The organism is Candidatus Diapherotrites archaeon (genome assembly GCA_040755695.1).
Lineage (GTDB): Archaea > Iainarchaeota > Iainarchaeia > Iainarchaeales > 1-14-0-10-31-34 > JBFMAK01.
This window is the reverse complement of the sequence record JBFMAK010000003.1, coordinates 23,305-45,001: the sequence shown is the minus strand read 5'-3', so window position 1 is coordinate 45,001 and position 21,697 is coordinate 23,305. Positions and strand designations below refer to the sequence as shown.

Below are 21,697 nucleotides of genomic sequence, written 5' to 3'. Positions count from 1 at the left end.
GTATGAGGGAAGTAGTTTTATTCAAGTTAGTGTCTTTTCTTAACGGGAAAGGCTTTACTGTGAACAGCTTTTTTGATTACAATTCCTGTTTTGATTTGATTGCCAAAAGGAACAATTTCACTTTGATTGTGAAGGTTTACTCCAATATTGATGCCGTAAGGCCAGAGCAGGCTTTGGAGCTTTTAAAGCTGGGCAAAACATTTAATGCAATGGCTTTGGTTATTGGAGAGAAAACAAGATTAGGCGAATTAAAGAAGGGAGAAATTTATGAAAGGCATTCTATTCCTGTAATGTCCTTTAATACTTTTTCTTCTGTTCTGGATTCTTTTGCTCCTTCTGTAAGGCATTTCAAGGGCAAAACAATTGTTGAATTGGATTACAATAAATTAAGGGAGGGCAGGGCGAAAGAGGATTTGTCCCTTGAGGAATTGGCTAGAAAAGTTGGAATTACAAAGGAGTCTTTGTACAGGTTCGAGCACGGGCATTCGACAAGCATTGGGACTGCAAGGAAGCTGGAGAAGGCTTTGGGCGTAGACCTTGTTTTGGAAAAGAATCTCCTTGACTCTTTCTTTCAGGACCAGTTGGAGCGCGAGAAGAGAATGCCTTTTGATTCAATGCCTAAGGACGAATCAATTGAGAAGATTCACTATTTAGGCTTGGATGTTTTTGAGCTTCAGCATTCGCCTTTTAGGGCTGTGGGCTCGAAAAAGGAATTTCTTTTAATAGACAAGGGAAAAGAGAAGCAGGAATTAAAGAAGAAGGCTTTGGTGTTAGAGAAGGCAAAGGCTGTCTTTGATTCCCATTCCCTTATAATTACAAAAAAATACAAGATTGAAAGGATTTCAGGTACTCCAGTAATTCAGGAGGAAGAATTGGATTCTTACAGCAGGATTAATGAATTGCTTGCAGAAATAAAGAGAAGGGAGAAGAAATGAATGAAAGAGAATTTGAGTTGAAGAGAAATAATTTAGTGCGCTACCTCAAAGAATCTGATGTAATAAAGTCTCTTTTGATTGAAAAAGCTTTCCTTAAAGTGAAGAGAGAGCTCTTCATGCCTTCTCATTTAACTGAATACGCTTACTCTGATAACGCTTTCCCTATTGGATTCAATCAGACAATAAGCCAGCCTTACACTATTGCTGTAATGCTTGAATTGCTTGATGCAGGAGAGGGAATGAAGGTGCTTGAGGTTGGCTCTGGCTCAGGCTATGTATGTGCTCTGCTCTCAGAGATTGTTGGGCCTAAAGGAAAGGTTTTTGGAATTGAGTTGGTGAAGGAATTGTTTGAGCAGGCAAAAGAGAACCTGAAACTGCAGGGCTGCAGGAATGCAGAGCTTTTCTTGGGTGACGGCACTAAAGGTTTAAGTGAAAGAATGCCTTTTGACAGGATTCTCTTGAGCGCTGCAGCAGGCGATGTGCCTGAAGCTTTGGTTGAGCAGTTAAGTGAAGGCGGAAAAATTGTTGCCCCTGTTGGAGACCATTGGAGCCAGCAAATGCAGGTAATAGATAAATCCAAAGGCAAGATCAGGAAGATAATTCCTTTGCCAGGATACTTTGTTTTCGTGCCTTTGAAGAAAACGTGAAAATTGCAGTAAATTGTCTTTTAGTGCATTCTAAGTTTTCTAGTGTGCCTTAAATTTTTTGGCTGCAAAAAAGAGGTTGTTTGAATTCTTCTGATAATACTATCTTTATCACTCAAAAAGATTCTTCTTTTGCGCCGGAGTCTTTTCCTTAATTTTTCAGCTGTCACCCAACCCTTTTTTGCCTCACTTTCTCGTATTCTATAGGCGGCATATCTCTCCATTTCTTCTCGTGTTAAACCTATTTTTTCCAGCTTTTCTTTTTTTCTAAGCACTTCATTTATTTTGCTCATCTCACTTTCAGGGATTTTCTTCCCGCTTTTATTAGCTGTTTCATATTCACCCAACAATTTTTTTTCTTTTCCGGTGAGTTGTCCTTCGCTTTGCACTTTTACCTTTTCAGCTATTTTCCTTATTTCTTCTAAGCCTCTTTTTCTTGGCAGGCCTTTTTCTCTTTCTGTTATAATTTCTTTTATATTTCTTATATCTGCTACTAGTGCACCGTATAAATCTGTGAAGTAATCGCCAGTGCTTGTTTTTTTGTCGTGAATGTGCTTGAGCAGAATGCCTGATTCAATTCTCGGCTCTAAAATTTGAGCAATTTTTTGCATATCTCTTTTTTTCCTGACAACATATCTTCCATCTTTCTTCTCAATTTTAACATCAAAATTTTCCAGGCGCCCTTTGCTGTGTGGGGCTATTTTTTTGAGTGCTTCTATCCTAAGTTTGTAGTATTCCTTGATGTAATTTTCTACTTTTTCTTTGTTTGGTTCTATTTTTCTTATTTCTTTTACTTTTTCTTCGAAGCTCATTTCCTTGGCTGGTTTCTTTAATATCTTTTTTATTTCTGGGGGGAACATTCTTGAGCCTGAAACAAGGTCGGGAATTATTTCTGGGTATTTGCTCTTATAGTAGAGAAGCAGTTCCTTTCTCGTGCGTTCTCTTGACCTTCTCTTTTTTTCGCTCATTTACGACCCCAATTTTTAAGTAGAAAACTGGATTAAATTCCTGCTGTGTTCTTGTATTCTTCAAGGCATTGCTCTGAGCAGAAGCGCCTGTAATACAAATAATTTCCCTTGTTTGTGAGGACCTTCCCGCAGTTCAGGCAGGAGAATTCTTTTTCCGGTTCATCCTTTTTCCTGAACTTGTCTTTCTGCCTGCTTAATTTAATGTATTTTTCGTCTATTCCTATTCCCATGGTTTCACCTTACGAACTTGATTTAATAATTTAATTATTGAACCAATTAATAAAAATAGTTGTTCAGAGCGCTTTCAAGGTGATTTCTTTTTCCTCTTTTTTTAGAGTATCTCGAAGTCCTCTGAACCAGAAAACTTTTTTAATTTCTCTTTTACTGGAATTATCTGTTGCCCGAATTCCCTTGGCGTTCTCTCCACCATTACCTGAGAGCTGTTACCCCTTTTCACGCTCGTTACAAAGGCGTTGATTTTGTCCATTGCATCTTCTTTCATTTGGCCTGCATAATTGCATTTAGTGCACACAAGGCTTTGGCCGTTGTACTTCAACTGCATTGAACCGCAGGAAGGACAGTATTTGAATTTCACTTTACATCACCCCAAATTTTTTCTGCTGGTTTTTGATAAAACTTTTTTTAAAAGTTTTTTTTGATAAAACTTTTCCCGGAGAAAAAGTTTTAAAGGCAGTTATTTATTGGCATTAAGTTATTTTTAAGCTTTTCTCTTGCGCTAAGCAAACTTCTTTCTTTTAATTTTTTTCTTTACATAGTTATTTTGCCGGGATGAAGAACGACGATGACTCAGATTCCGAAGGGAAGATGGTGAGAGATGGGCGACCTGACTGGTTTTTTTTCTTTTTCCTCTTTTTTTGACTGCAAGGTTTATTAATTATTTTACTGTATTTTTTATGGCATTAATTAAAAATAATTAAATAATTGGTTTGGTGTGGGGCATGAAGAGGATTCCGTCAGGTATTGATGGTTTGGATGAATTGATTGAGGGAGGCTTGCCTAAGGGCTCCTCAATTCTTATCTCAGGTGGCTCTGGAACAGGAAAGACAATTTTTACCTTGCAGTTCTTGTATTATGGAGCAGCAAAACTGAATGAGTCGGGATTGTATGTTACCTTGGAAACCAATTTGAAGAATATTACTTGGGACATGGAGAATTTCAGGTGGGACATTAAAAGATTGCAGGACAGGAATTTGTTTAAAATCTATAAATTGAATTTGGCTGAAAAAGAGGCAGAGAATATAGAGGATGAGGTAATGGAGGAACTGAATATTATCACCGAGTACGTTGAAAGGATTGGAGCCCAAAGGCTTGTAATAGATTCTACTACTGCTCTTGCAATGTGGATTAAGGGCTCAGCTGCAATGAGGAAGACTTTATTCATGTTTACTGATGGGTTGAAGAAATTGGATTGCACTACAGTTCTTACAACAGAGACAAAAGGGGACAAGAACACCTTCAGTGCCTTTGGAGTGGAGGAATTCGTGTGTGATGGTGTTATAGTGCTTTATTTTCATCCGCCTCACAGGTCTATTTTCGTGAGAAAAATGAGGGGCACCCAGCAGTCAATGAGCCCTCACCCGTTCGAAATAAATGATAAAGGAATTACAATCAGGCCCAAGGAAGAAATCCCTTGGGAAGGAATCAACCTTTAATTCTCTTTTTTTTACAGTTTTATTTCTTCGAAGTCTTCCATTTTCTTTTTTGTCTGAGTATCTTTTATTTCTGGGCCGCCAAATTTTCTTTTCTCTGTTTCTTTGTATTCTATTATTGCGTCTGCGAAGAGTGTTATTTCTTTTACGAGCATTGAGCTCACGTCTTCTTTGAGTGAAGTGAATACTGCCCTGCATTCTGTCTCCCTTACCTTGCTCATTACATGATGAATGAATTTCATGACCTCTTTTTCTTCATTGTAGATCAGGAGGGTTGAAATTGAATCGAACAGCATTTGTTTTATTTTCTTGTTTTCAAGCATTTTTGTTATTCCCAGGCCTAATTGCGTGAGGGAGTGAGGGTTGTCTATGAAGTAGAATCTTTGCGCTATTTTTTCTTGTTCTATTTTTGTTGCCTGGGAAGGAGAAAAGCTCCTGCTTATGCAGTCAACGCAGTAGAACTTCTCTGTCTGCCTTTTGTCCAATTGTTTAAGTATGTCTTGGCAGGGCTTGTTTATGCTGACGTAAAGAAAGTCTCCTTCCAGTGAAAGGAGTTCTTTTGCAATTGAAATTACTGCATCAGGATATCTTTCGTTTGGTATTATGAGCACAATGTTCTGTTTTGATTGAAGGTATTCTTTTATGGTCATATCCTTAGATTAGGCAAAAGATTAATATTAACCTTTCTCTTAATTAATTAAAATTCAAGTTTTTTTTGTGGTTTTATGGAAGGGGAATTAAATAAGAAGAAGGAGTCAATTGAAAGGGTTTCAACAGGAATTTTTGGTTTGGATGAATTGATTGAAGGAGGATTCGAGAAAGGTTCGGTAATATTGGTTACAGGCAGTGCTGGAACTGGAAAGACTACTTTTGGATTGCAGTTCTTGTATTATGGAGCAAAAAATTATAATGAGGCCGGAATCCTGATAAGCTTTGAAGAATCAAAGGACTCCTTGTACAGGCATAATGAAGAGTACGGCTGGAATTTCGAGGAGTTAGAGAAAAAGAAATTGTTTTCTGTTCTGGAGTATAAGCCTCATCAAGTCGGAAAGCTGTTGGAGCAGGGCGGTGGCCCTATAAGGGATGCAATAAAGGCAATTAATGCCAAAAGACTGGTGATTGATTCAATTACTGCTTATTCTCTTTTGTTCAAGGACGAGTACCAGCAAAGGGAGTCAATTCTTGCTTTCTTTGACATGCTCAGGAAATGGGGTTGCACTTCAATTGTGATTTCTGAGATGACCCCACAGGAAGCAGAGTCTGAGCGAGGCTCTGTTGGCTTTCTTGCCGATGCTGTTATTTCCCTTTACTATGAAAAGAAAGAGCAGAAGGACGTGAGAGTGCACAGCATGGAAATCCTCAAAATGAGGGGCACAAGGCATACAAACAAATTGTGTGCTATTACATTTGAGCAGGATGGAATTAAAATTTATGCTGATGTGGAAGTATTCTAATGAAAATAAAGGGGGGTGAAGGATTTGGCTGCTAGTGGAATTGTTTCTTTTTCTTCTGTGAAAAGCCAGCAGGCAAAGATTGTTTTTGTCATAATAATTGCAATTGTAATGACCTCTCTTGCTGTCACTGCTTTCATTGAAGGCCTTATAACCCAATTGCACGGAGACAGTTTTAGTGCATTCAAGTATTACTTTGTTTCTGTTTTATGTGTTGCAGCAATCTTTTGGGCTCAATCAAGGCTTTCTGCAATGCTGAGGGCAATGTAATTCTTTTTCTTTCATTTTTTTTCTTTGTATTCTTCTTTCAGTGAATAAAATTATTAAGCACTTTCCCCTAATTATAATGGAATGATTTTTTTTGTTGGTTAAAATGAGAGGCCAGAGCTCAATTGAGTTAATAATAATTTTTGCTGTATCCCTGATTGCGCTTCTTTCAATTATTGCTCTCGCGAACAACAACATTATTGGATTGAATTCCCAGAGAGAAAAGGATGACGCTTTGACTTCAGTGAATGAATTGGCTCAGGCAGTAAAAGATGTTTACTCTCAAGGCCCAGGAGCAAAAAAGCTTGTTTTTATCAGGATTCCTAATGGCATTGACCCAAGCAAGACCCTTATTTCTAATAGGACAATAAACTTTAATGTTTCTGGCTCTGACATTTTTGCTTCAACCGATGTGGATGTTTACGGGAGCCTTCCAACAGAGCCTGGAGGCCACTGGCTTTGGGTGACTTCAGCAGAAAACTTTGTAAGAATTGGAAGCACTTCAATTCAGTTGAGCGTTCAGTCCATTTACACTCAAATGCTTCAAAGTACAACAAAGACTGAGAGCATTACAATTACAAACCTTGGGAAAAGCAGCATTAATTTCTCCCTTTCAAAGGACTGGAACAATACTGCTGTCACTCTTTCCTTGAGTGATTCTTCTTTCATTCTTGCTCTAAATCAAAGCAAAATAGTTGATTTGAATTTTACGGCTTCCTCGAGTGCAGTGGGCAATTATGTCGGCACACTAAATATTATTGGCACTTATGGTTCAACTACAGAAAATCTGAGTGTGCCTTTGAATGCAGAAGTATTGGTTCAAGGAGGCCCCCAGTCTTATTTAGTTGTAGTACCGAATTATTTTACTGACACAATTTCTGCTGGCAGTTCAAGCACTAAAACCTTCACTGTATGCAATACCTCAGATTCCGTTATGGCAAATGTTTCTTTCACTCCTTCAGCTGGAGCGCCAGGCTCTTGGGTTGAATCAATTACTTCAATTTCGCCTCTTTCAGCTCAGTCCTGCCAAAGCAAATTAATTACTGTTTTAGTCCCTGCAGGAGCTTCAAGCGGAATTTATTCAGGCAGCATTGCCTTGTCTGACGGCGCAGGAAATGACACTTCAATTTCTCTTTCTATTACGGTTCCTGTTTCTCTCCCCACAACTGCTATGAGATGGGCTCTTTCTTTCTGTGATTGGTTGAACTGTAACTCCACAGCAAAGGTAATTAGTGCTCCGGACAATGTTTTTGACGAATCAACTCAAGCGAATAATTCTCTTGGCGGAAGGAATTTTGATTTCTCTGGCTTGAGCGGCACAATAAATTCTGTTTCTCTTTACTGGAGCCATGAAATTCCTCTTACAACAGCTCAAAGCTCTATAATTGAAACAAGTGTTGCAGATTTCTCTGACGGAACAAACACCAATACTGAAATAACAAATAATTCAGGAGGGGAGGTTGCCCTGAAACAAATTCCTAGAATTGATGTTATTACCGTAACCTCTGGCAATACTCAATTATATATTGCTCGCCGCACTACTCAAGCATGGGCTGGCCAGTCTTTTAGGCCAACCGTAAATAACATTACTGGTGTAAGCTTGAATCTTAGAAGATATGGGCGCCCACCAGTCTTGCTTGTAAGCCTGCGTTCAACTCTTACAGGCGCAGACATTGCGAGCGCTACAATTGATTGGTTAATTCCAACGGCTTATACTTGGATTGACGCAAACTTTTCTGCTCCAGTGAATGTTACTGTTGGCTCAACTTATTATATTGTTCTGTCAACTGGGTCAATGGGGAGCACAAACAATTATTATCGTTGGAATGCAAACAACACTAATCCTTATGCCAATGGAACTGCCTACCAGCAGACAACACAGCAACCTAATACAGATGCCTTGATGAGGACTTATTACAGGGGCTATGCTTCAAGCGGGAATTATGTTTCAAGCACTCTTGATTTTAGTTCCATGAAAACAATTAAGACTCTTGAATTTAATTCAACCTTAAACGGCCAGACTCTTACCTTGGCATACCAGCTTTCAAATAATGCAGTTGACTGGAATGCATGGAGCGCAGAGAACCCTGCTTCTCCAATTACAGTTGACTGGAATGCAAGGTATTTGAGGTACAGGGCAAGCTTCACTGGAAGCGGAAGCGCTACTGCTTTCCTGAATGACGTGAATGCTACAGCCCTTTCTCAGAGCGGATTAATTGATGACTCTGTTGCATTAACTTACGGCCTCACAAATTACAATGACCTTACTGCAAAAACATACAATAATTCCAATACTCCTGTAGATTTCATGGATTCAGACCCTTTGCTGGTTGAGAAAATTGATGTTACTTCTGCGAGGCCTGGAGGGGGCAGCTGGACTTGGGCTGACTTCAGCAACTTGAAGATTGGAGGCCTTTACTCTATTGTTTCTTCTCTTGATAGTTCTTGGAGGCTTGATGCTGTAGGAGTTGAAGTGAATTACGCTCCTTGAATGTGAGATTTATGGATTTGAATGCCCAGATTTCTGTTGAGTTCATTATTGTGCTGGTTGTTATATTTTTTTTGTTTGGTTTTGCTTTTGCTGTTTACTTGGGGCAGAACGAGGTTTCATTTTACTCTAAAGAGGCATTAAAGGCAAAAAGGAATGCCTTTGCCTTGGCTTCAGTTATTGATAGGATTAATTCTTCTGATTTTAATTCTTCTACAACTGTATTCCTTGAGCCTGACTTCAATTTCGCTGTTTCTAATGGTTCAGTGGAAATGCATTACAGGACCAATTACGTTTCAGTTCCCCTCACCACAAAAAATGTTTCTGTTGGAACCTCAAGCAATTCAACTGGAAAGAATTTTAAGGTAAGAAAATTTTCCGGGGGAGTATTAATTGAGGACTCTTAATTCAAAAGGCCAGATTTTTTCTGTTGAATTAATCTTTGCTGTAATTGTATTCCTGTTAATCCTTCTCTTGTTCCTGAATGTTTCTTTGAGTACAAGCCAGAAGATTGAAAGGAGGAATTCCTTCAATGAAAGATATTTTCTTGCAGTCAATGCATTACAGCAACTGCTCTGGAGCTCAGGCAATCCCTCAAACTGGCAGAATCTTTCCTCGCTCGCTGATGTGAATTCTCTTGGCCTTGCAGAAAGCAAGAATTATTTAAGCAAGGAGAAAGTGCAGAGAATGGTGGACTTAAATTCTTCTTCTTATCCTGAAGTGAAGGCATTGCTTGGCTTGAACAATTACGGGATGCATTTCGTGGTTTATGATTTTAATGGTCTTATTATAAAGGAATTTGGATTGAGCCCTTCAAGTGAAAGCCAAAGCATTGTAATTGAGAGGTTTGCTTTTTATGACGGCTCAATTGTTAGGGTGAAGATGGAGGCCTTCAAGTGAAAGGGAAAGGATTTGCAATTTCGCTTGATGCAGTTATTGCCTTGAGCCTTGCTTTCATTTTCTTTGCTGCCATATCCTATTATTTTTCTTTCCCTGAGAGCTCTTCTTTTGTTTCACTGAAACTGAAGGAGGCTTCATTTGATTTGGGTGCAGTGCTTGAGAAATCAGGTGAATTGGAGAGCGCTGTGAAAGATAATAAGACAATTGAATTGAGAAGGATTCTGAATAAAACACCAAACAACTTGTGTTTTCAATTGAAGGTCTTTTCTCCTGCAAGCAGTACTCCAGTCCTTTCAGTAAGAAAGAGTGGCTGCCCTGCTAAATACTCTGAATTAACTTCAATTAAGAGGAGTTTTGTTGTGCTGGAGGGTAATGATGCAAACTTTTATTGGGGTGAGGTAAATGCCTGGAACAGGGAATAGTAAAGGATATCTGCTTTCTTTCAGTGTTTTAGTGCTGTTTTCCTTGCTTATTGTTTTTTCGCAGTTTTATTTTAATTCTGAAAAATCATTTGATGAAACAATTGCAGGGCAGAGCATTATAGATAAGGCAGGCTTTGTTGCAGATGATATTTCTTCAGATCTTAATTCAATGCTTGGAACAGGGATTGAAGCTGATAGAAATACTGAATTCATTCAACTAAAATTTTTTGATGTTCTTCCTTCTGATTTGAACAAGCAGGAGGCCCTCTTAAATTACTCTGATTTCATTAATTCTTCTTATGCCTTACAGCAGAATGCTTTCCTTTCATTGGATTTGAATGATTTGGCTGACGGTAAAACTGAATTGGTTTTCTCGAACGGATTGGAGTATGACTATAATTATTCTCCTAACAGCAGTTATTCTGATGCAGTTGTGTCCTTTTACTCCAGCACAGGCAGCACTAATGTCTTAAGCTATGACATTAATGTTTCAGTAAATTCTTCTTCCATAAAAGTCATTCCGTGGACTTGGAATGCAGGCGGCGATATTTCAGTGAATTTGTATTATTATGACCTTAATTCAAGCAATACTGTTTGGGTGAGCGGGAAAATTGATTCTGCTCTGGATAATTCTTATAAGATTTATTTTTCTGCAAGCCCTGATGACGTGCTTGAAATTCATTTGGGCTTGATTGACGGAAGGCAGAAGTCATTCAAATTGCTGGAGGACATTGATACTCCTTCTTCTAAGGCTTCTTTGTATTTGGGCGCATTAATTCCTTTTGTTTCAAACAATGATTTTTCTTACTACTATAACGGCACAATTAATTACAGGCAATTGGATGTAAACAATTTTTCTTTCATTGAATTAGGGAAAGGTTAATAAAGGTCCTCACACCTATTTTTTCAAGAGCTGATTTAGCATGGCAGAAAAGCATGACCCTGAAGTCATTGAAAAATTAAGGCATGAATTTAAGGGCCTTCCATTAAAGTGGATTGCATTGATTGAAGTCCCAGGAGAAAAATTCTTTGATGTCAGCATGGCTGCCCTTCAGGTTCTGGTTAACGAGCAGGACTACCGTGGCGTTTATATCACCTTGAACAGGCCTTACAGCAACATGGCTCAAATGATTTCGGATAACGACATTAACAGCGAAAAGCTTTACTTCATTGACGGGGTCTCAAAGCAGAATTTGAGGCCTAACGAATTGAAGAGGGATGAAAAGGTAATATACATTGAGAGCATTAAGAGCCTTACAGACTTAAGCATTGCCTTGACTCAGGTAATACCAAAAATTGAGGCTGAAAAAAAGTTTTTGTTCTTGGATTCTATCAGCACCTTGCTCATATTCAATTCTCCTGAGGTGATAGGAAGGTTTTCTCACGCCCTCACAGCAAAAATGAGGGCTTTAGGCGTTTCAGGGGCAATTGTTTCTATTCCCTCTGACACGGAGCCTGCAATAAGGCAGATGCTTAGCGCTTTATGCGACAAAGTGATAAAAATATAAACAACAAAGGCATGATAAGATAAGGTTGTGAATAAAATGAATGAATTGATTGCAAACTTCAATTTGATTGTTGTTCCCTTGTCTTTGGCTTTGACCTTGCTTGCCTCTTTCTTTACCTTTCAGTCCTATAAGAAGTTCACTCAAGGCCAGGTGAAGAACTTGACTAAATGGCTTTTAATGGCAAACATCTATATTTCCTGCTTTCTCCTCACAATGCTCGTAGCATTGATTGTAAGCAATTTCTCTCCTAATGCAACACTGGAATTCTTCTTGAACTTCCTGAGCCTGGCGTTCCTCATCATTGCTTCAACCTGCATCATCAAGACAGTCCTGGTAGTAAAAGAGCTGGCGCAGGAATTCGGGTTCAATAAATAGTGATTGAGTAATGAAGTTTATTAATAAAAAAATTGCAATCATTATTTTGGCGGTAATAATTGTAATTATACTTGCAATTTTGATTGGAGGGCTAAATAAACCACAAATAGTATTCCAAATAACCCCCAACGAAGTAGAAAAAAAAATTATGCACATTTTCTAAGATTTCAAATTTTGAGATTGAAACTAATGAATTAATGAAACTTGAAAAATGTGTTCTTGGAGGAATAACCCTGTATAAAAAAACAAGAGATACTAAAAATGCAACTGATTCAATGCAAATTTTTTTTTATAATGAGTCTGGTAGCGAAATTTGCCAAATTTACTTGTTTTCTAAAAAAAGAGACTGCAATGATGAATTAAAAAAATGGAACCCTGATTTTAATATTTCTAATTGTAACTGGCAGAAGATCTGCAGTGCCGGCGGATGGTAGCTCAATAGTAGAATTTAATACTTGAATTTTCTTTCGTATTCTTTGTGTTCAAACCAGTCCAGTATTACTGAAAGTATTTCTATTTCAGTGCCTTTAATTGTATAAATTAATCTTCCCGTTAGGCAAATCATATTTCCAGAGATTGTTGATTCCATATTTTTGAATGTATTCTTTTGGCCAATTTTTCTTGGGAATATGGATTCCCACAAAAGGGTTTTCTTTTAAGTCATCAATTGCCTTATCAATAAACTCGTAAAGTTGTCTGTCTTCAAACTTTCCTGTTTTAAGCTTATCAAAAGATTCCTTGGTTATGTCATCGATGAAAATAACAATTTTTTCTCTGTTGTCATGCTTTTTCACCTAACCACCAAATGCTTTTTGTCCAGCAATTTTCTGACTCCTTCGGGGTCCCAGATCCAAATTATTGATCCGTCTTTGGCGATGAAAATCTTGCCGGAGTACTCCAGATAGTCAAGAATTAGTTTGAATGTTTGGTACATGGTCTTTTTAGGAAGGCTCCTGTACAATTCAGCCTTCGTGGGATACTCTTTTGCTTTATGGATTGCCTCTTCCACCATTAAAACAGTATCCAGCCTTGGATAGCGAAGAATATTAGAAGGCTTAAATACAGTCAGAGTTGAAGCCATAAAACAGCACTATATCAATTGATATAATAAGTTTATTTAAATGTTTCGCCTTGATTTATTTTTTTCTTTTTCTGCATTAGGTTTATTAAGAATAATTGAATAATTTTATAGCGCGAAGCATTTAGGGTGGGAGAATTAAGACTAAGATAACTGAACTGGCTGAATTGCTCGAGAAAGGCAAGGCACTTGAACTGGAAGAGATAGAGAAAAAGCTGGACTGGAAGAGGGAATTAATAGAGAAGACAGCAAAGGTTTTAGAGAAGAAGGGTTTGCTTGAATTAATGTATCCTTCGAATATTTTCTCCAAGCCCCACATTAAATTGAAGCAGAAGCTTGAATGGCGCAAGGAGAAGAAGGTGCAGGGAAATATTCTTTCTTCTTACAGGGTTTCAAGCGACTTCATTTCAGCTGAAGTGAAGATAATTGAGGATTCTTCTGATAGAAGGCCTTTCTATGACATTTTCATTGACAGGCCGTGCCCTTACACTGAAGCGTTCTTAGAGGAGATAAAGGAGCATATTGCAAGGAAGATTCCTGTAGAGGTAGAGGAGATTACAGACGAAAAAAGGGCAAAGGCCTTAAAGGAAAAATTCTTTTATACAATAAAAAAAGAGTTGGGAGACTATTTTCAGGGCGAATTATTATTGAACGAGCTTTCAGGCTACATGATTCACTCAATGTACGGCATAGGGGACATGGAGTTGTTGATGGCGGACAATTTCCTGGAGGAAATTGTAATTAATTCTTCTGCTACCCCGATTGCAGTGTACCACAGAGAGTTCGGCTGGATGAAGTCCAATCTTCAATTGTTCACTGAAGAGGAAATATTCAATTACAGCTCGCAGATAGGGAGAAAGGTTGGAAGGGAGATAACAAATCTTGCTCCAATCCTTGATGCTCACCTTGTTTCAGGCGACAGGGTGAATGCTACACTTTATCCTGTTTCCAGTTATGGGAACACTATTACTATAAGGAAGTTTGCAAGAAAGCCTTGGACTGTAATTGATTTTATTGAGCCTGAAAGGCACACAATGAATTCGGATATTGCTGCTCTCTTATGGCTTTCAATTCAGTACGAAATGAATTTGATGGTTGCAGGTTCAACAGCCTCAGGAAAGACTTCTGCCTTAAACACTTTGTGTGCTCTGATTCCGAATTATCACAGGATTATTACTATTGAGGATGTAAGGGAGCTCATGCTTCCCGAATACCTTAAATGGAATTGGGTTGCTTTGACTACAAGGAATGCTAACCCTGAAGGATTAGGGGAGATAAGCATGTTTGATTTGATGATGTCTTCTCTCAGAATGAGGCCTGACCGTATTGTTTTAGGGGAAATGAGGCAGAGGAAGGAGGCTGAAGTTCTCTTTGAGGCAATGCACACAGGCCATTCAGTGTACAGCACAATTCACGCTGACTCTGGCACTCAAGTAATCAGAAGGTTGTTAGAGTCACCAATTGAAATTCCTCCTTTGGAGGTAGAAGCATTGCATCTGGTTCTAGTGCAGTACAGGGACAGGAAAACTAACAGGAGAAGGACTTTTGAGCTATCAGAGATTGAGTCTGGTGTTTCTCCAGGGCAATTGAGCGTTAACACTATTTTCAGGTGGAGGCCGAGAGAGGATGCATGGGAGAAGGTGAATGAGCCTGCAAAGCTTTACAGTGAATTGAACTTGCATACAGGAATGACTGAACAGGAAATAAATTCTGAATTGGAGGACAGGAAGAGGGTTCTTGAATGGATGCTGGAGCAAAAAATGTTTGAATTGAATGATGTAGGCAATGTAATGAAGTTGTTTTATTCTGAGCCTGAGACAATAAAAAAAGCTGCCTTTGAAGGCAGAGCTTTCTCAAAGCTTTAATTTTTTTTTGTGGTGGTTATGAGGATTAAATTCATGCTTTTTTCTTTAGAGAAAGGAGAGAAATTCAAAAGATTTAATTTCATTGGAAGAAGGATTTCTTCCCTCTTTTACGGTCTGAAATATGACTTAAGCAAGGCTGGAATTGAATTGGGGGCAGAAGACTACTGTACTCTCTCATTTTTTTCCGCCCTCTTGTACGGAATAATTTTCTTTGCTTTGATTTCAGTTCTTTTATTCGCAAAAAATGCTTCACTGCAGGGCGTCTTTCCATTAAATTTAATTATTGGTTTTGCTTTCTTTCTTGTTTTTTTGCTTTTACATTTATTTTATCCTAAAATTATTTCTGGAAAGATTGCAGCGGAAATAGACCAGGACCTGATTTTTGCTTTGAAGAGCATTTTAATTCAGGTTTCTTCTGGTGTTTCGCTTTTTGAGGCAATAAAGAATGCAAGCAAGGGCTCTTACGGTTTAGTGTCAAAGGAATTGGAGTTGTTAGTTCAAGACATTTCTTCTGGTGTTTCTGAATTAAAGGCTTTCGAGAGGATGGCTTTAAGGACTAAATCTGATTACTTGAGGAAAACAACATGGCAGTTGATGTCTTCTCTGAAGAGCGGAGCAAGCCTTTCTTCTGCTGTCTCTTCTGTTGTTGAGACCCTTAATAACAACCAGTTCAGGGCAATAAAGAATTATGCTGCTGAACTAAATTTATGGATTCTGATTTACATGTTATTGGCTGCAGCACTTCCAACTTTGGGCGTTACATTCCTTATTGTTCTCTCTTCCTTCGGCGGAACAAATATTGGTGAAATTCATATTGCAATGATCATAGGTTTTGCTTTTATTGTTCAAATAATCCTGATTGGATTCATTAAGAGCAGGGTGCCAAGGGTGATGGTCTCATGAAGTATTCTTCTTTTTCCAGGCTCTTCCCGCGCAAGAGAATGGAGTGGGCCAAAAAATTGTATGACTTCTCTGGCTCAACTCAAGACTTTGATGGATGGCTTGGCCAAAAAATTTTTGTTGCAATTCTTTTTGCTTTTATTGGGTTCCTTCTGCCTTGGACTTTATTCAAATACTTTGCCTTAATTGACTTTGCCTCTTTTTTGGTTCCATTAATTCTTTCAATTTTTTTTGCGATAATTTTTTTCGTTTTGATTGCAGTTCTGTATTACCTGCACGTTTATTATGTAATTGAGGACAGGACTAAAAGGGTTGAGGCAATCCTTCCTGACTTCCTTTCATTGCTTTCTTCTAACCTGCGCTCTGGCATGACTCCTTTTGCTGCCTTCCGTTCAAGCGCAAGAAACGAGTTTGGCCCGCTCAACGAAGAAATCAAGGCTGCAACCTCCAAGAGCTTAGGCACAGAATCATTCAATGAAGCTTTGGGGGAACTGGCGAAAAGGATTAATTCAAAGGTCCTGAAAGAATTTGTTTCTTTTTTCGTTCAAGGAATGATCTCCGGAGGCCACATAACAAGGCTTCTTGAGTCAAGTTCAGATGATTTAGTCAAGACACAGGAAATGAAGAAGGAATTAGTTTCAAGCACCCGCATGTACATTATTTTTGTTGCGTTCATTATTGTAATTGCAACGCCATTGCTTCTTTCAATCTCATTGCAGTTCCTTTCAATGATCCAGTCAATTCAGGCCCAGAATACTTCCTCAGGCCTTTCTTCAACTCCAGGCCTTGCAACAGGATTCCTTAACTCAAAAATTAATATTTCCACTCAATTCATGTTCTACGCTTCATTAATTCTACTGGCAGGGAACGCCTTGCTTGCAAGCATTTTTGTAGGGGTAATAGCAGAAGGCAAGACAAAGAATGGATTGAAGTATTTTCTTCCAATGCTTGTCTCTTCAGTCATACTGTTCTTTGTGTTCAAGGAAATTATTTCCTCGCTGCTTTCTGTTTTGGGTTGAAAAAAGCAAAGGAATTTAAACCCTAAAACAATTATTATAATCAATTAATGTTTTTTATTGTAATAAAATTGAAAAGGAGGAATTAAAGAATGCTTAACTTTAAAGCTCAAGGAACAACAGAGTACCTGATTATTCTTGCAGTGGTAATAGTGATTGCCTTAGTGGTTGTAGGCATAATGGGCTGGGTTCCAGGATTAGGCGGAGGAATTTCCGAACAGCAATCTAAAACTTATTGGGCGGCAGCAGCCCCATGGAGCATTACAGACTGGAAGGTCGGCTCGACAGCCCAATCAATTGTATTGCAGAACATGACTTCCGGGAGAATGGAATTAAAGGAAATAAGCCTTGGAGAAACTGCTCTTACTATACCAGACCAGAATGTTGCAGGTGGAAGCACTTGGACGGCAAACGGTTCAGCAGCTTTGACTTGCGCTTCAAGTTCAAGATACAGCTTTGATGTAGTAATAACCTATGACAGCCCTGGCATTGCAGGAAAAACCCAGAAAGGCGACAAGCCATTGATTGGAATCTGCACTTAAAAAGCAATTCCTTTCTTTCTTTTTCTTTTTGTTTTTTAATTAGTTATTGGGTTTTAATAGCATATTATTAAAACAGTTTTCATGGAATTACTGTTTTATGGTTAACTCTAAAGGAAAGACAATAATGAGTTTCTCTGCTGAGCCAGGCTTCGCTAAATTAGTGGATAGGACGATAGAGAAAACTGAAGCCTATCATTCCAAAAGCGAGTTCTTGAGGGATGCCGAAAGGCAGAGGATAATTCAGCTGATGGGTTTAGAGGAAGAGATGAAGAGAGTTCACAAGGCAACATTAAAGCTCAGGAAAAAGATTAAACGATACCATCACTTAACACAAGAAGAAAGAGATAAGCTGGCATTAAAATATGCTTAAGTGAACTCCTCAATGAATTCTTTTGGGTTCAAACAATTTATCAGGCTTCTGGCTTTAAGGAAATCTTTTTTGTTCCAGGAAACAATTAAGTCTGCCTTAGAGTCAAGTGCTATTGCAATATGCAAAGCGTCTCCAAAACGAATTCCTGTTTCTCTAGCTATATTTTTCATTTCAAGGTAATATCCTTTTCCTCTCTTAATTTCTTGAATCAAAACGGCATAATTACTTTTCAGTAATTCAACCACTTCCTCTTTTTGAAGAAAAACTGATTTTTCTATTTCTTTAAAGAACCAATAAGAAAGAAGCAATGAAAAATTCTTTTTTGAACAAATCGAGAGAAACAGCTCTGTGTCCTTGAACAATATATTTAAGCTTCCGTTGATTTCTTCGCGCACAAGAGAAATGAAGACATTGGAATCAAGATACAGTCTCAAAAAAACCAACTCTCTGAAAATTAAGTCAATGCAATAAAAATAAAAATCAAGCCAAACGTGAATCGACGAAACAAAAAATAAAAAAAGGTGGGAAGGATGGGACTCGGACCCATGACCTATCGGTTATCAGCCGATTGCGCTACCACTGCGCCACCCTCCCATAACCAGCAAATTCATGGCTAACCAATTCGTTAGAAATAGAATTAAAATTCCTGCAGCAGAATCCGTAAATCCCTTCTTGAAACCATAACAATCTATTCCACGAAAAGCAATTTAAATGTATGCAGAACAAATTTTTATTGCATCACAAACAGCCCCGTAGTCTAGAGGCCAAGGATGCAGGGCTTTGGACCTAAGACTTTTCTTTTTCCCGAAAAAGAAAAGTCTCCAGGCCATCCAAAAGAAAAAGGGTTGGCTGGCTTTCCAAAAAGAAGAGTTGTGCAAAATTCAAAAATTATTTAAGCTCCCTTTTCTTTTTTGGGCAACCAACCTTTCTTTTCTTGGGATAGCTTACCACTTCTTTTCTTTTGGAAAGAAAAGAAGGGGGAGAGACCCTGAGACAGGAGTTCGAATCTCCTCGGGGCTATCAGACGCGAGGTTTTTGAACCAGCAGGCTCAAATTTCCTCGGGGCCATTAATTCAAAAAAAGGGAAGTGCAAAATGCCTTTAAGAAAATTCATTCAAAGAAAATTCAGTATTATTAATAAGGCAGAAAAGAAATGGAAAAAAGCAGTGAAAGAAAAAGGTTTCCATGAATTAGAGCACAAAAAATTTCTTTATGCAAAAAAGTTTATTGTTCAAAGGATTTACTTGCACGAGTCAAGTGATCGCCTTAAAAGAGAACTTGAAAAGACAAAGCCCCATTCAGTTAAGCATTCTCAAATAAAAAAAGTTATTGAAGAAAAATATCATGAGCTTAGAGCCATTGATAACAAGGTTGAAGGCTTTGCTAAAAGCGTTTTAAGGCCTTTGGGATTTTACGATGAATTCTTTAAAGCAAAAATGGAGAGACTGCACAGAGAGAAAAAAAATAATATTAAAAATCATTGAAATGGTTGAGAGGAATTTTTTTGAGGCTTGACTTAATTCTTTCAAGAAGGAAGTACGACAAGAAGAAGCTGCTTGAGCAATTGGAATTGGTTAGAAAGAAGTATCCTAAAAAGGTTTCAGGAATTCTTGGAGCTAATGTGTGGCTGAGGATGAGGACTGCAATAAAAGACTACCCGTTGCAGGTGAAGGAGCTTGAAAGGCTTTACTTTCTTTTGGGAATAGAGAAAAATGCTTTAAGGAAAAAAGAGTTGAGGGATGAAATTCACAGAGTAGAATTAAGGATTTTGTGGTGCAGGGAAGAATTCAAGAGCTTTGATGACAGGATAATGAAGAAGTTCAATGCAAAAAAGAAAGAAAAGGACAGGTTCTGGTTTGGCAGGTGAATTCTCTTGCTTGTAAACCTTGATTTGACAATGCTTTCAGGTCAGCCCCCGCACTTCATTTGGGCAAAAGAAAACGGAATATTCAAGAGGATTTGGAAGGGAAAAATAATTGAATTAAAGCAGAATGAAAATGGAAAGATTGAAACTAATAACAGGAAATTCGCCAATTTCACTTTGCGTTCTCAAGACGACCTCAAAAAAATTTACTCTAAAATTGCACTTGACTCTTTCATGAAAAAGGCAGTGAAAGACTATGAAGGAATGAGGATAACCCAAAGCCCTGTCTGGGAGGCTGCAGCCTGCTTTGTTTTAAGCTCAAATAATTCTATTTCAAACATAAGGAATTCAGTTCAATTGCTCATGAAAAAGTTTGGAGAAAAGAAAGAAGAATTGCATGAATTTCCTTCCATTGACTCAATTGCTAAGGCTAAAGAGTCAGAATTAAGGGAATGCAAGGCAGGCTTTAGGGCGAAATACCTTAAGTGCGCTGCAAAACTTCTTCTAGAGAATGACTATAATTTTGATTCAAAGGATAAAACAAAAGAATTCCTTCTTGAATGCCATGGAATTGGAGGAAAAATAGCTGAATGCATTTGCTTGTTTGGTTACGGCTTCCTTGATTCCTTTCCTGTGGACGTATGGATTAAAAGGGCTATGCATGAAATATATTTCCAAGGAAAGCATTCAGGCATTGATTCAATTCAAGAAAAGGCTGAGGAGTTGTGGGGCTCCTTTCAAGGATATGCAAACCATTATTTGTTCTATGAGTTCATGAGCAAGAAAAGAAAGTAATTCAATTGATTTCACGGGCGTTTTACTTCAGAAAAGATATAAGAAGCCTTCAAGGCAAAATAGGTGGGGTATTGCAATGGAAGAAAACAAGATGGAAGAAATACAGGAAGAGCAGGTCAAAAAATTCGATTTCCTGCTTAAAATTCACGCCCTGCGCTTAGACTCCAAGTTCTGCAATGCGTTTTAAATATTTTTCTTTTATTCTTTTGATTTGAAGGGGTTTCTTAATGGGCGTAAGGCTTGGCAGAAGCCAATTAATAAGAAAATGGAAAAAGAAAGTTAGGTGGGCTGCAGCAGGGGCGTTGAAAAAGGAATTTCCTTCACAGAAGCTTGGAGGGAGAAAGCAAACTAAAAAAAGAGGGGGAATTGAAAACGGCTGAAAAAATAAAGAAGCTTTACCGCTCGGAAAAAGACAAAATGATTGCAGGAGTCTGTGGTGGCATAGCAGAATACATTGGAATGGACAGCACGGTAATAAGGATTCTTTGGGTTCTGCTCACAATTCTGAGCTTGGGCTTGGGCGGGATAGCTGCGTATATTATCTGCTGGATTCTAATTCCAGAAAAGCCCTAACTATTAAAACTATTTTTTTGTGTGAGAAATAAAAACAATATTAAACTAATCATGATTATAGTTATATAAATTGCAATAATTAAAAGTGTTTTAATTGAAAGCAAAAACACCTAAATATGTAGAGCGTTTATTTAAAAAAATACATTGGGCTTGATACAAAAGAGACCGCCATAAGAAGAGAAGTTTTCAATAATCCTTTGTTGCCACCCAGAGAAATAATAAAAAAATTGAGAAAGCAAAGAATAAATACAACTGTTAGTTCTGTTTGGGCAGTTAAGAGTTGGATGAGAAGAGAAGGGATAGAGCTTCCAAGACTTCCTGCATCCATAAAAAAACCGAGAACTATTTTAATTGAAGAAGTTATTTCTGATAATCTTTTTTTACCTTCAATAGAAATAAAAAAGATGCTGGAAAAAAATAAAAGAATTAGAGTAAAAACAGACTTTGTTACATGGGTTAGGTCTAGGCTGAGAAAAGCTGGAATTCCTTTGCCATATTTATTTGAGAGAAAACAACCTAAAATTAAAATCCCGAAGCTTTCAAAAACCGAAGAGAAAAAGATGAATGAAGTAATGCCTAATGTTACAACAACACTGCGTATAATAAGATTCAAACACAGATTTACAAGAAAGACTTTTGAAGAATTCAGAAATGATGCGTTATTACTTCTTCCTTACTGAATAAAAAAATTCAACCCAAACAAAAAGATGAAACTTTCAAGCTGGGTAGACCTTAAAATGAAGTATTATGCAAAAGATTTTATAAGATCAGAGCTGAAGAAAGAACTGGGCATTAGAAGCACAGAAATAAGACGTTTAGGGGCATTAATTGGGCGTCTTAATAAAAAAATGAGCTTAGAAGAGGCAGCTAAAGATGCTAAAATTCCTTTAGAAGAGGCAAAAGAATTATTAGCTGCATATTCTAGTTATAAGAATAGAATTCCTTTAGACTCACTAAAAAAATTATAATTTAATGGAATTCGTGCTTTCCGTAAGAGGTTTCTGGGGGCAGCTTTTTTACCTCGGAATAAGGAATTTTTATTTTTTTTCTTTTCTTTTTCTCTTGC

General features: G+C 37.9%; 32 protein-coding genes and 2 tRNA genes. 26 read left to right on the top strand and 8 right to left on the bottom strand.

The annotated features are described in order from the left end of the window. The first annotated feature begins 2 nt into the window (after positions 1-2). A complete protein-coding gene (locus tag AB1467_05375; protein MEW6295693.1) occupies positions 3-935 on the top strand; it encodes a helix-turn-helix domain-containing protein in 933 nt (310 codons plus the stop codon). Next, complete coding sequence (locus AB1467_05370; GenBank protein ID MEW6295692.1) at positions 932-1,582, top strand: protein-L-isoaspartate(D-aspartate) O-methyltransferase; 651 nt, start codon at positions 932-934, stop codon at positions 1,580-1,582. Before AB1467_05375 ends, AB1467_05370 begins: the two co-directional genes overlap by 4 nt. 20 nt (positions 1,583-1,602) lie before the next feature. On the opposite strand, the gene AB1467_05365 is transcribed toward AB1467_05370, so the two are convergent. The 3 genes from AB1467_05365 to AB1467_05355 all read right to left on the bottom strand — a co-directional run bounded on the left by AB1467_05365 (position 1,603) and on the right by AB1467_05355 (position 3,142). Then, on the bottom strand, positions 1,603-2,547 hold the full coding sequence (locus AB1467_05365) for a hypothetical protein (protein ID MEW6295691.1): 945 nt from the start codon (positions 2,545-2,547) through the stop codon (positions 1,603-1,605). Positions 2,548-2,579: 32 nt separating this feature from the next. After that, entirely contained in the window at positions 2,580-2,777 is a 198-nt protein-coding gene (locus AB1467_05360) for a hypothetical protein (protein MEW6295690.1), read from the bottom strand. Between the two features lie 101 nt (positions 2,778-2,878). Beyond that, on the bottom strand, positions 2,879-3,142 hold the full coding sequence (locus tag AB1467_05355; protein MEW6295689.1) for a hypothetical protein: 264 nt from the start codon (positions 3,140-3,142) through the stop codon (positions 2,879-2,881). A 364-nt stretch (positions 3,143-3,506) separates the two neighbouring features. On the opposite strand from AB1467_05355, the gene AB1467_05350 reads away from it, so the two are divergent. After that, positions 3,507-4,220 (top strand): ATPase domain-containing protein, encoded by a 714-nt coding sequence (locus AB1467_05350; GenBank protein ID MEW6295688.1) that lies wholly within the window; start codon positions 3,507-3,509, stop codon positions 4,218-4,220. Positions 4,221-4,231: 11 nt separating this feature from the next. Here AB1467_05350 and AB1467_05345 read toward each other — a convergent pair whose 3' ends face one another. Further along, the gene (locus AB1467_05345) at positions 4,232-4,867 is read right to left on the bottom strand and encodes a hypothetical protein (GenBank protein ID MEW6295687.1); all 636 of its coding nucleotides are present in this window, start codon (positions 4,865-4,867) and stop codon (positions 4,232-4,234) included. A gap of 75 nt (positions 4,868-4,942) precedes the next feature. On the opposite strand from AB1467_05345, the gene AB1467_05340 reads away from it, so the two are divergent. The 10 genes from AB1467_05340 (at position 4,943) to AB1467_05295 (ending at position 12,062) form a co-directional block, all read left to right on the top strand. Continuing rightward, on the top strand, positions 4,943-5,671 hold the full coding sequence (locus AB1467_05340; GenBank protein ID MEW6295686.1) for an ATPase domain-containing protein: 729 nt from the start codon (positions 4,943-4,945) through the stop codon (positions 5,669-5,671). Positions 5,672-5,695: 24 nt separating this feature from the next. Then, positions 5,696-5,938, top strand: coding sequence for a hypothetical protein (locus tag AB1467_05335; protein ID MEW6295685.1), 243 nt, complete (start codon positions 5,696-5,698; stop codon positions 5,936-5,938). Between the two features lie 94 nt (positions 5,939-6,032). Beyond that, positions 6,033-8,426 carry a hypothetical protein gene (locus tag AB1467_05330; protein ID MEW6295684.1) on the top strand — a complete coding sequence of 798 codons (2,394 nt, stop codon included), beginning with the start codon at positions 6,033-6,035 and terminating at the stop codon, positions 8,424-8,426. Then, positions 8,423-8,830 carry a hypothetical protein gene (locus tag AB1467_05325; GenBank protein MEW6295683.1) on the top strand — a complete coding sequence of 136 codons (408 nt, stop codon included), beginning with the start codon at positions 8,423-8,425 and terminating at the stop codon, positions 8,828-8,830. Before AB1467_05330 ends, AB1467_05325 begins: the two co-directional genes overlap by 4 nt. Then, positions 8,817-9,323, top strand: a complete 507-nt coding sequence (locus AB1467_05320) for a hypothetical protein (GenBank protein MEW6295682.1) — start codon at positions 8,817-8,819, stop codon at positions 9,321-9,323. The genes AB1467_05325 and AB1467_05320 overlap by 14 nt, the downstream gene beginning before the upstream one ends. Then, entirely contained in the window at positions 9,320-9,745 is a 426-nt protein-coding gene (locus AB1467_05315; GenBank protein ID MEW6295681.1) for a hypothetical protein, read from the top strand. Before AB1467_05320 ends, AB1467_05315 begins: the two co-directional genes overlap by 4 nt. Further along, positions 9,726-10,628, top strand: a complete 903-nt coding sequence (locus AB1467_05310; protein ID MEW6295680.1) for a hypothetical protein — start codon at positions 9,726-9,728, stop codon at positions 10,626-10,628. Before AB1467_05315 ends, AB1467_05310 begins: the two co-directional genes overlap by 20 nt. Before the next feature lie 40 nt (positions 10,629-10,668). Continuing rightward, the gene (locus tag AB1467_05305) at positions 10,669-11,253 is read left to right on the top strand and encodes an ATPase domain-containing protein (protein MEW6295679.1); all 585 of its coding nucleotides are present in this window, start codon (positions 10,669-10,671) and stop codon (positions 11,251-11,253) included. A 36-nt stretch (positions 11,254-11,289) separates the two neighbouring features. Next, the gene (locus AB1467_05300; protein MEW6295678.1) at positions 11,290-11,628 is read left to right on the top strand and encodes a hypothetical protein; all 339 of its coding nucleotides are present in this window, start codon (positions 11,290-11,292) and stop codon (positions 11,626-11,628) included. A 197-nt stretch (positions 11,629-11,825) separates the two neighbouring features. Next, positions 11,826-12,062: a hypothetical protein gene (locus tag AB1467_05295; protein MEW6295677.1), complete on the top strand. Its 237-nt coding sequence runs from the start codon at positions 11,826-11,828 to the stop codon at positions 12,060-12,062. A 93-nt stretch (positions 12,063-12,155) separates the two neighbouring features. Here the strand turns inward: AB1467_05295 and AB1467_05290 are convergent, their stop codons facing one another. Together AB1467_05290 and AB1467_05285 are read right to left on the bottom strand one after the other, a co-directional pair. Then, the gene (locus AB1467_05290; protein MEW6295676.1) at positions 12,156-12,422 is read right to left on the bottom strand and encodes a hypothetical protein; all 267 of its coding nucleotides are present in this window, start codon (positions 12,420-12,422) and stop codon (positions 12,156-12,158) included. Beyond that, positions 12,419-12,709 (bottom strand): hypothetical protein, encoded by a 291-nt coding sequence (locus AB1467_05285; GenBank protein MEW6295675.1) that lies wholly within the window; start codon positions 12,707-12,709, stop codon positions 12,419-12,421. Before AB1467_05285 ends, AB1467_05290 begins: the two co-directional genes overlap by 4 nt. Before the next feature lie 164 nt (positions 12,710-12,873). On the opposite strand from AB1467_05285, the gene AB1467_05280 reads away from it, so the two are divergent. The 5 genes from AB1467_05280 (at position 12,874) to AB1467_05260 (ending at position 17,399) form a co-directional block, all read left to right on the top strand. Beyond that, positions 12,874-14,571: a type II/IV secretion system ATPase subunit gene (locus tag AB1467_05280; GenBank protein ID MEW6295674.1), complete on the top strand. Its 1,698-nt coding sequence runs from the start codon at positions 12,874-12,876 to the stop codon at positions 14,569-14,571. Positions 14,572-14,589: 18 nt separating this feature from the next. Then, positions 14,590-15,474, top strand: a complete 885-nt coding sequence (locus tag AB1467_05275; GenBank protein ID MEW6295673.1) for a type II secretion system F family protein — start codon at positions 14,590-14,592, stop codon at positions 15,472-15,474. After that, entirely contained in the window at positions 15,471-16,490 is a 1,020-nt protein-coding gene (locus AB1467_05270) for a type II secretion system F family protein (GenBank protein MEW6295672.1), read from the top strand. Before AB1467_05275 ends, AB1467_05270 begins: the two co-directional genes overlap by 4 nt. Positions 16,491-16,579: 89 nt before the next feature. After that, positions 16,580-17,029 carry a hypothetical protein gene (locus AB1467_05265; GenBank protein ID MEW6295671.1) on the top strand — a complete coding sequence of 150 codons (450 nt, stop codon included), beginning with the start codon at positions 16,580-16,582 and terminating at the stop codon, positions 17,027-17,029. A 97-nt stretch (positions 17,030-17,126) separates the two neighbouring features. Then, positions 17,127-17,399: a hypothetical protein gene (locus tag AB1467_05260; GenBank protein MEW6295670.1), complete on the top strand. Its 273-nt coding sequence runs from the start codon at positions 17,127-17,129 to the stop codon at positions 17,397-17,399. On the opposite strand, the gene AB1467_05255 is transcribed toward AB1467_05260, so the two are convergent. After that, complete coding sequence (locus tag AB1467_05255) at positions 17,396-17,833, bottom strand: PIN domain-containing protein (protein MEW6295669.1); 438 nt, start codon at positions 17,831-17,833, stop codon at positions 17,396-17,398. The two genes, AB1467_05260 and AB1467_05255, sit on opposite strands and share 4 nt — an antisense overlap. Before the next feature lie 88 nt (positions 17,834-17,921). Beyond that, positions 17,922-17,993 (bottom strand) — tRNA-Ile (locus AB1467_05250). A 152-nt stretch (positions 17,994-18,145) separates the two neighbouring features. Here AB1467_05250 and AB1467_05245 point away from each other — a divergent pair. The 8 genes from AB1467_05245 to AB1467_05210 all read left to right on the top strand — a co-directional run bounded on the left by AB1467_05245 (position 18,146) and on the right by AB1467_05210 (position 21,599). Further along, positions 18,146-18,419: transfer RNA gene (locus AB1467_05245), tRNA-Gln, on the top strand. A gap of 74 nt (positions 18,420-18,493) precedes the next feature. Next, positions 18,494-18,883, top strand: coding sequence for a hypothetical protein (locus tag AB1467_05240; protein MEW6295668.1), 390 nt, complete (start codon positions 18,494-18,496; stop codon positions 18,881-18,883). Then, complete coding sequence (locus AB1467_05235) at positions 18,880-19,266, top strand: hypothetical protein (protein ID MEW6295667.1); 387 nt, start codon at positions 18,880-18,882, stop codon at positions 19,264-19,266. Before AB1467_05240 ends, AB1467_05235 begins: the two co-directional genes overlap by 4 nt. Positions 19,267-19,272: 6 nt before the next feature. Then, the gene (locus tag AB1467_05230; protein MEW6295666.1) at positions 19,273-20,058 is read left to right on the top strand and encodes a DNA glycosylase; all 786 of its coding nucleotides are present in this window, start codon (positions 19,273-19,275) and stop codon (positions 20,056-20,058) included. 227 nt (positions 20,059-20,285) lie between these two features. Beyond that, positions 20,286-20,438 (top strand): hypothetical protein, encoded by a 153-nt coding sequence (locus AB1467_05225; protein ID MEW6295665.1) that lies wholly within the window; start codon positions 20,286-20,288, stop codon positions 20,436-20,438. Further along, complete coding sequence (locus AB1467_05220) at positions 20,425-20,631, top strand: PspC domain-containing protein (GenBank protein ID MEW6295664.1); 207 nt, start codon at positions 20,425-20,427, stop codon at positions 20,629-20,631. The genes AB1467_05225 and AB1467_05220 overlap by 14 nt, the downstream gene beginning before the upstream one ends. A gap of 200 nt (positions 20,632-20,831) precedes the next feature. Continuing rightward, a complete protein-coding gene (locus AB1467_05215) occupies positions 20,832-21,311 on the top strand; it encodes a hypothetical protein (protein ID MEW6295663.1) in 480 nt (159 codons plus the stop codon). Between the two features lie 57 nt (positions 21,312-21,368). Continuing rightward, a complete protein-coding gene (locus AB1467_05210) occupies positions 21,369-21,599 on the top strand; it encodes a hypothetical protein (GenBank protein MEW6295662.1) in 231 nt (76 codons plus the stop codon). Positions 21,600-21,697: the final 98 nt, after the last annotated feature.

Bases quoted from the DNA above. Each gene is read 5' to 3' on its own strand.
- AB1467_05275 (MEW6295673.1), top strand. From the start codon at position 14,590: ATGAGGATTAAATTCATGCTTTTTTCTTTAGAGAAAGGAGAGAAATTC.
- AB1467_05375 (MEW6295693.1), top strand. From the start codon at position 3: ATGAGGGAAGTAGTTTTATTCAAGTTAGTGTCTTTTCTTAACGGGAAA.
- AB1467_05210 (MEW6295662.1), top strand. From the start codon at position 21,369: ATGAAGTATTATGCAAAAGATTTTATAAGATCAGAGCTGAAGAAAGAA.
- AB1467_05260 (MEW6295670.1), top strand. From the start codon at position 17,127: ATGGTTAACTCTAAAGGAAAGACAATAATGAGTTTCTCTGCTGAGCCA.
- AB1467_05270 (MEW6295672.1), top strand. From the start codon at position 15,471: ATGAAGTATTCTTCTTTTTCCAGGCTCTTCCCGCGCAAGAGAATGGAG.
- AB1467_05295 (MEW6295677.1), top strand. From the start codon at position 11,826: ATGAAACTTGAAAAATGTGTTCTTGGAGGAATAACCCTGTATAAAAAA.
- AB1467_05225 (MEW6295665.1), top strand. From the start codon at position 20,286: ATGGGCGTAAGGCTTGGCAGAAGCCAATTAATAAGAAAATGGAAAAAG.
- AB1467_05305 (MEW6295679.1), top strand. From the start codon at position 10,669: ATGGCAGAAAAGCATGACCCTGAAGTCATTGAAAAATTAAGGCATGAA.
- AB1467_05370 (MEW6295692.1), top strand. From the start codon at position 932: ATGAATGAAAGAGAATTTGAGTTGAAGAGAAATAATTTAGTGCGCTAC.
- AB1467_05240 (MEW6295668.1), top strand. From the start codon at position 18,494: ATGCCTTTAAGAAAATTCATTCAAAGAAAATTCAGTATTATTAATAAG.
- AB1467_05300 (MEW6295678.1), top strand. From the start codon at position 11,290: ATGAATGAATTGATTGCAAACTTCAATTTGATTGTTGTTCCCTTGTCT.
- AB1467_05310 (MEW6295680.1), top strand. From the start codon at position 9,726: ATGCCTGGAACAGGGAATAGTAAAGGATATCTGCTTTCTTTCAGTGTT.
- AB1467_05350 (MEW6295688.1), top strand. From the start codon at position 3,507: ATGAAGAGGATTCCGTCAGGTATTGATGGTTTGGATGAATTGATTGAG.
- AB1467_05365 (MEW6295691.1), bottom strand. From the start codon at position 2,547: ATGAGCGAAAAAAAGAGAAGGTCAAGAGAACGCACGAGAAAGGAACTG.
- AB1467_05340 (MEW6295686.1), top strand. From the start codon at position 4,943: ATGGAAGGGGAATTAAATAAGAAGAAGGAGTCAATTGAAAGGGTTTCA.
- AB1467_05285 (MEW6295675.1), bottom strand. From the start codon at position 12,709: ATGGCTTCAACTCTGACTGTATTTAAGCCTTCTAATATTCTTCGCTAT.
- AB1467_05345 (MEW6295687.1), bottom strand. From the start codon at position 4,867: ATGACCATAAAAGAATACCTTCAATCAAAACAGAACATTGTGCTCATA.
- AB1467_05265 (MEW6295671.1), top strand. From the start codon at position 16,580: ATGCTTAACTTTAAAGCTCAAGGAACAACAGAGTACCTGATTATTCTT.
- AB1467_05360 (MEW6295690.1), bottom strand. From the start codon at position 2,777: ATGGGAATAGGAATAGACGAAAAATACATTAAATTAAGCAGGCAGAAA.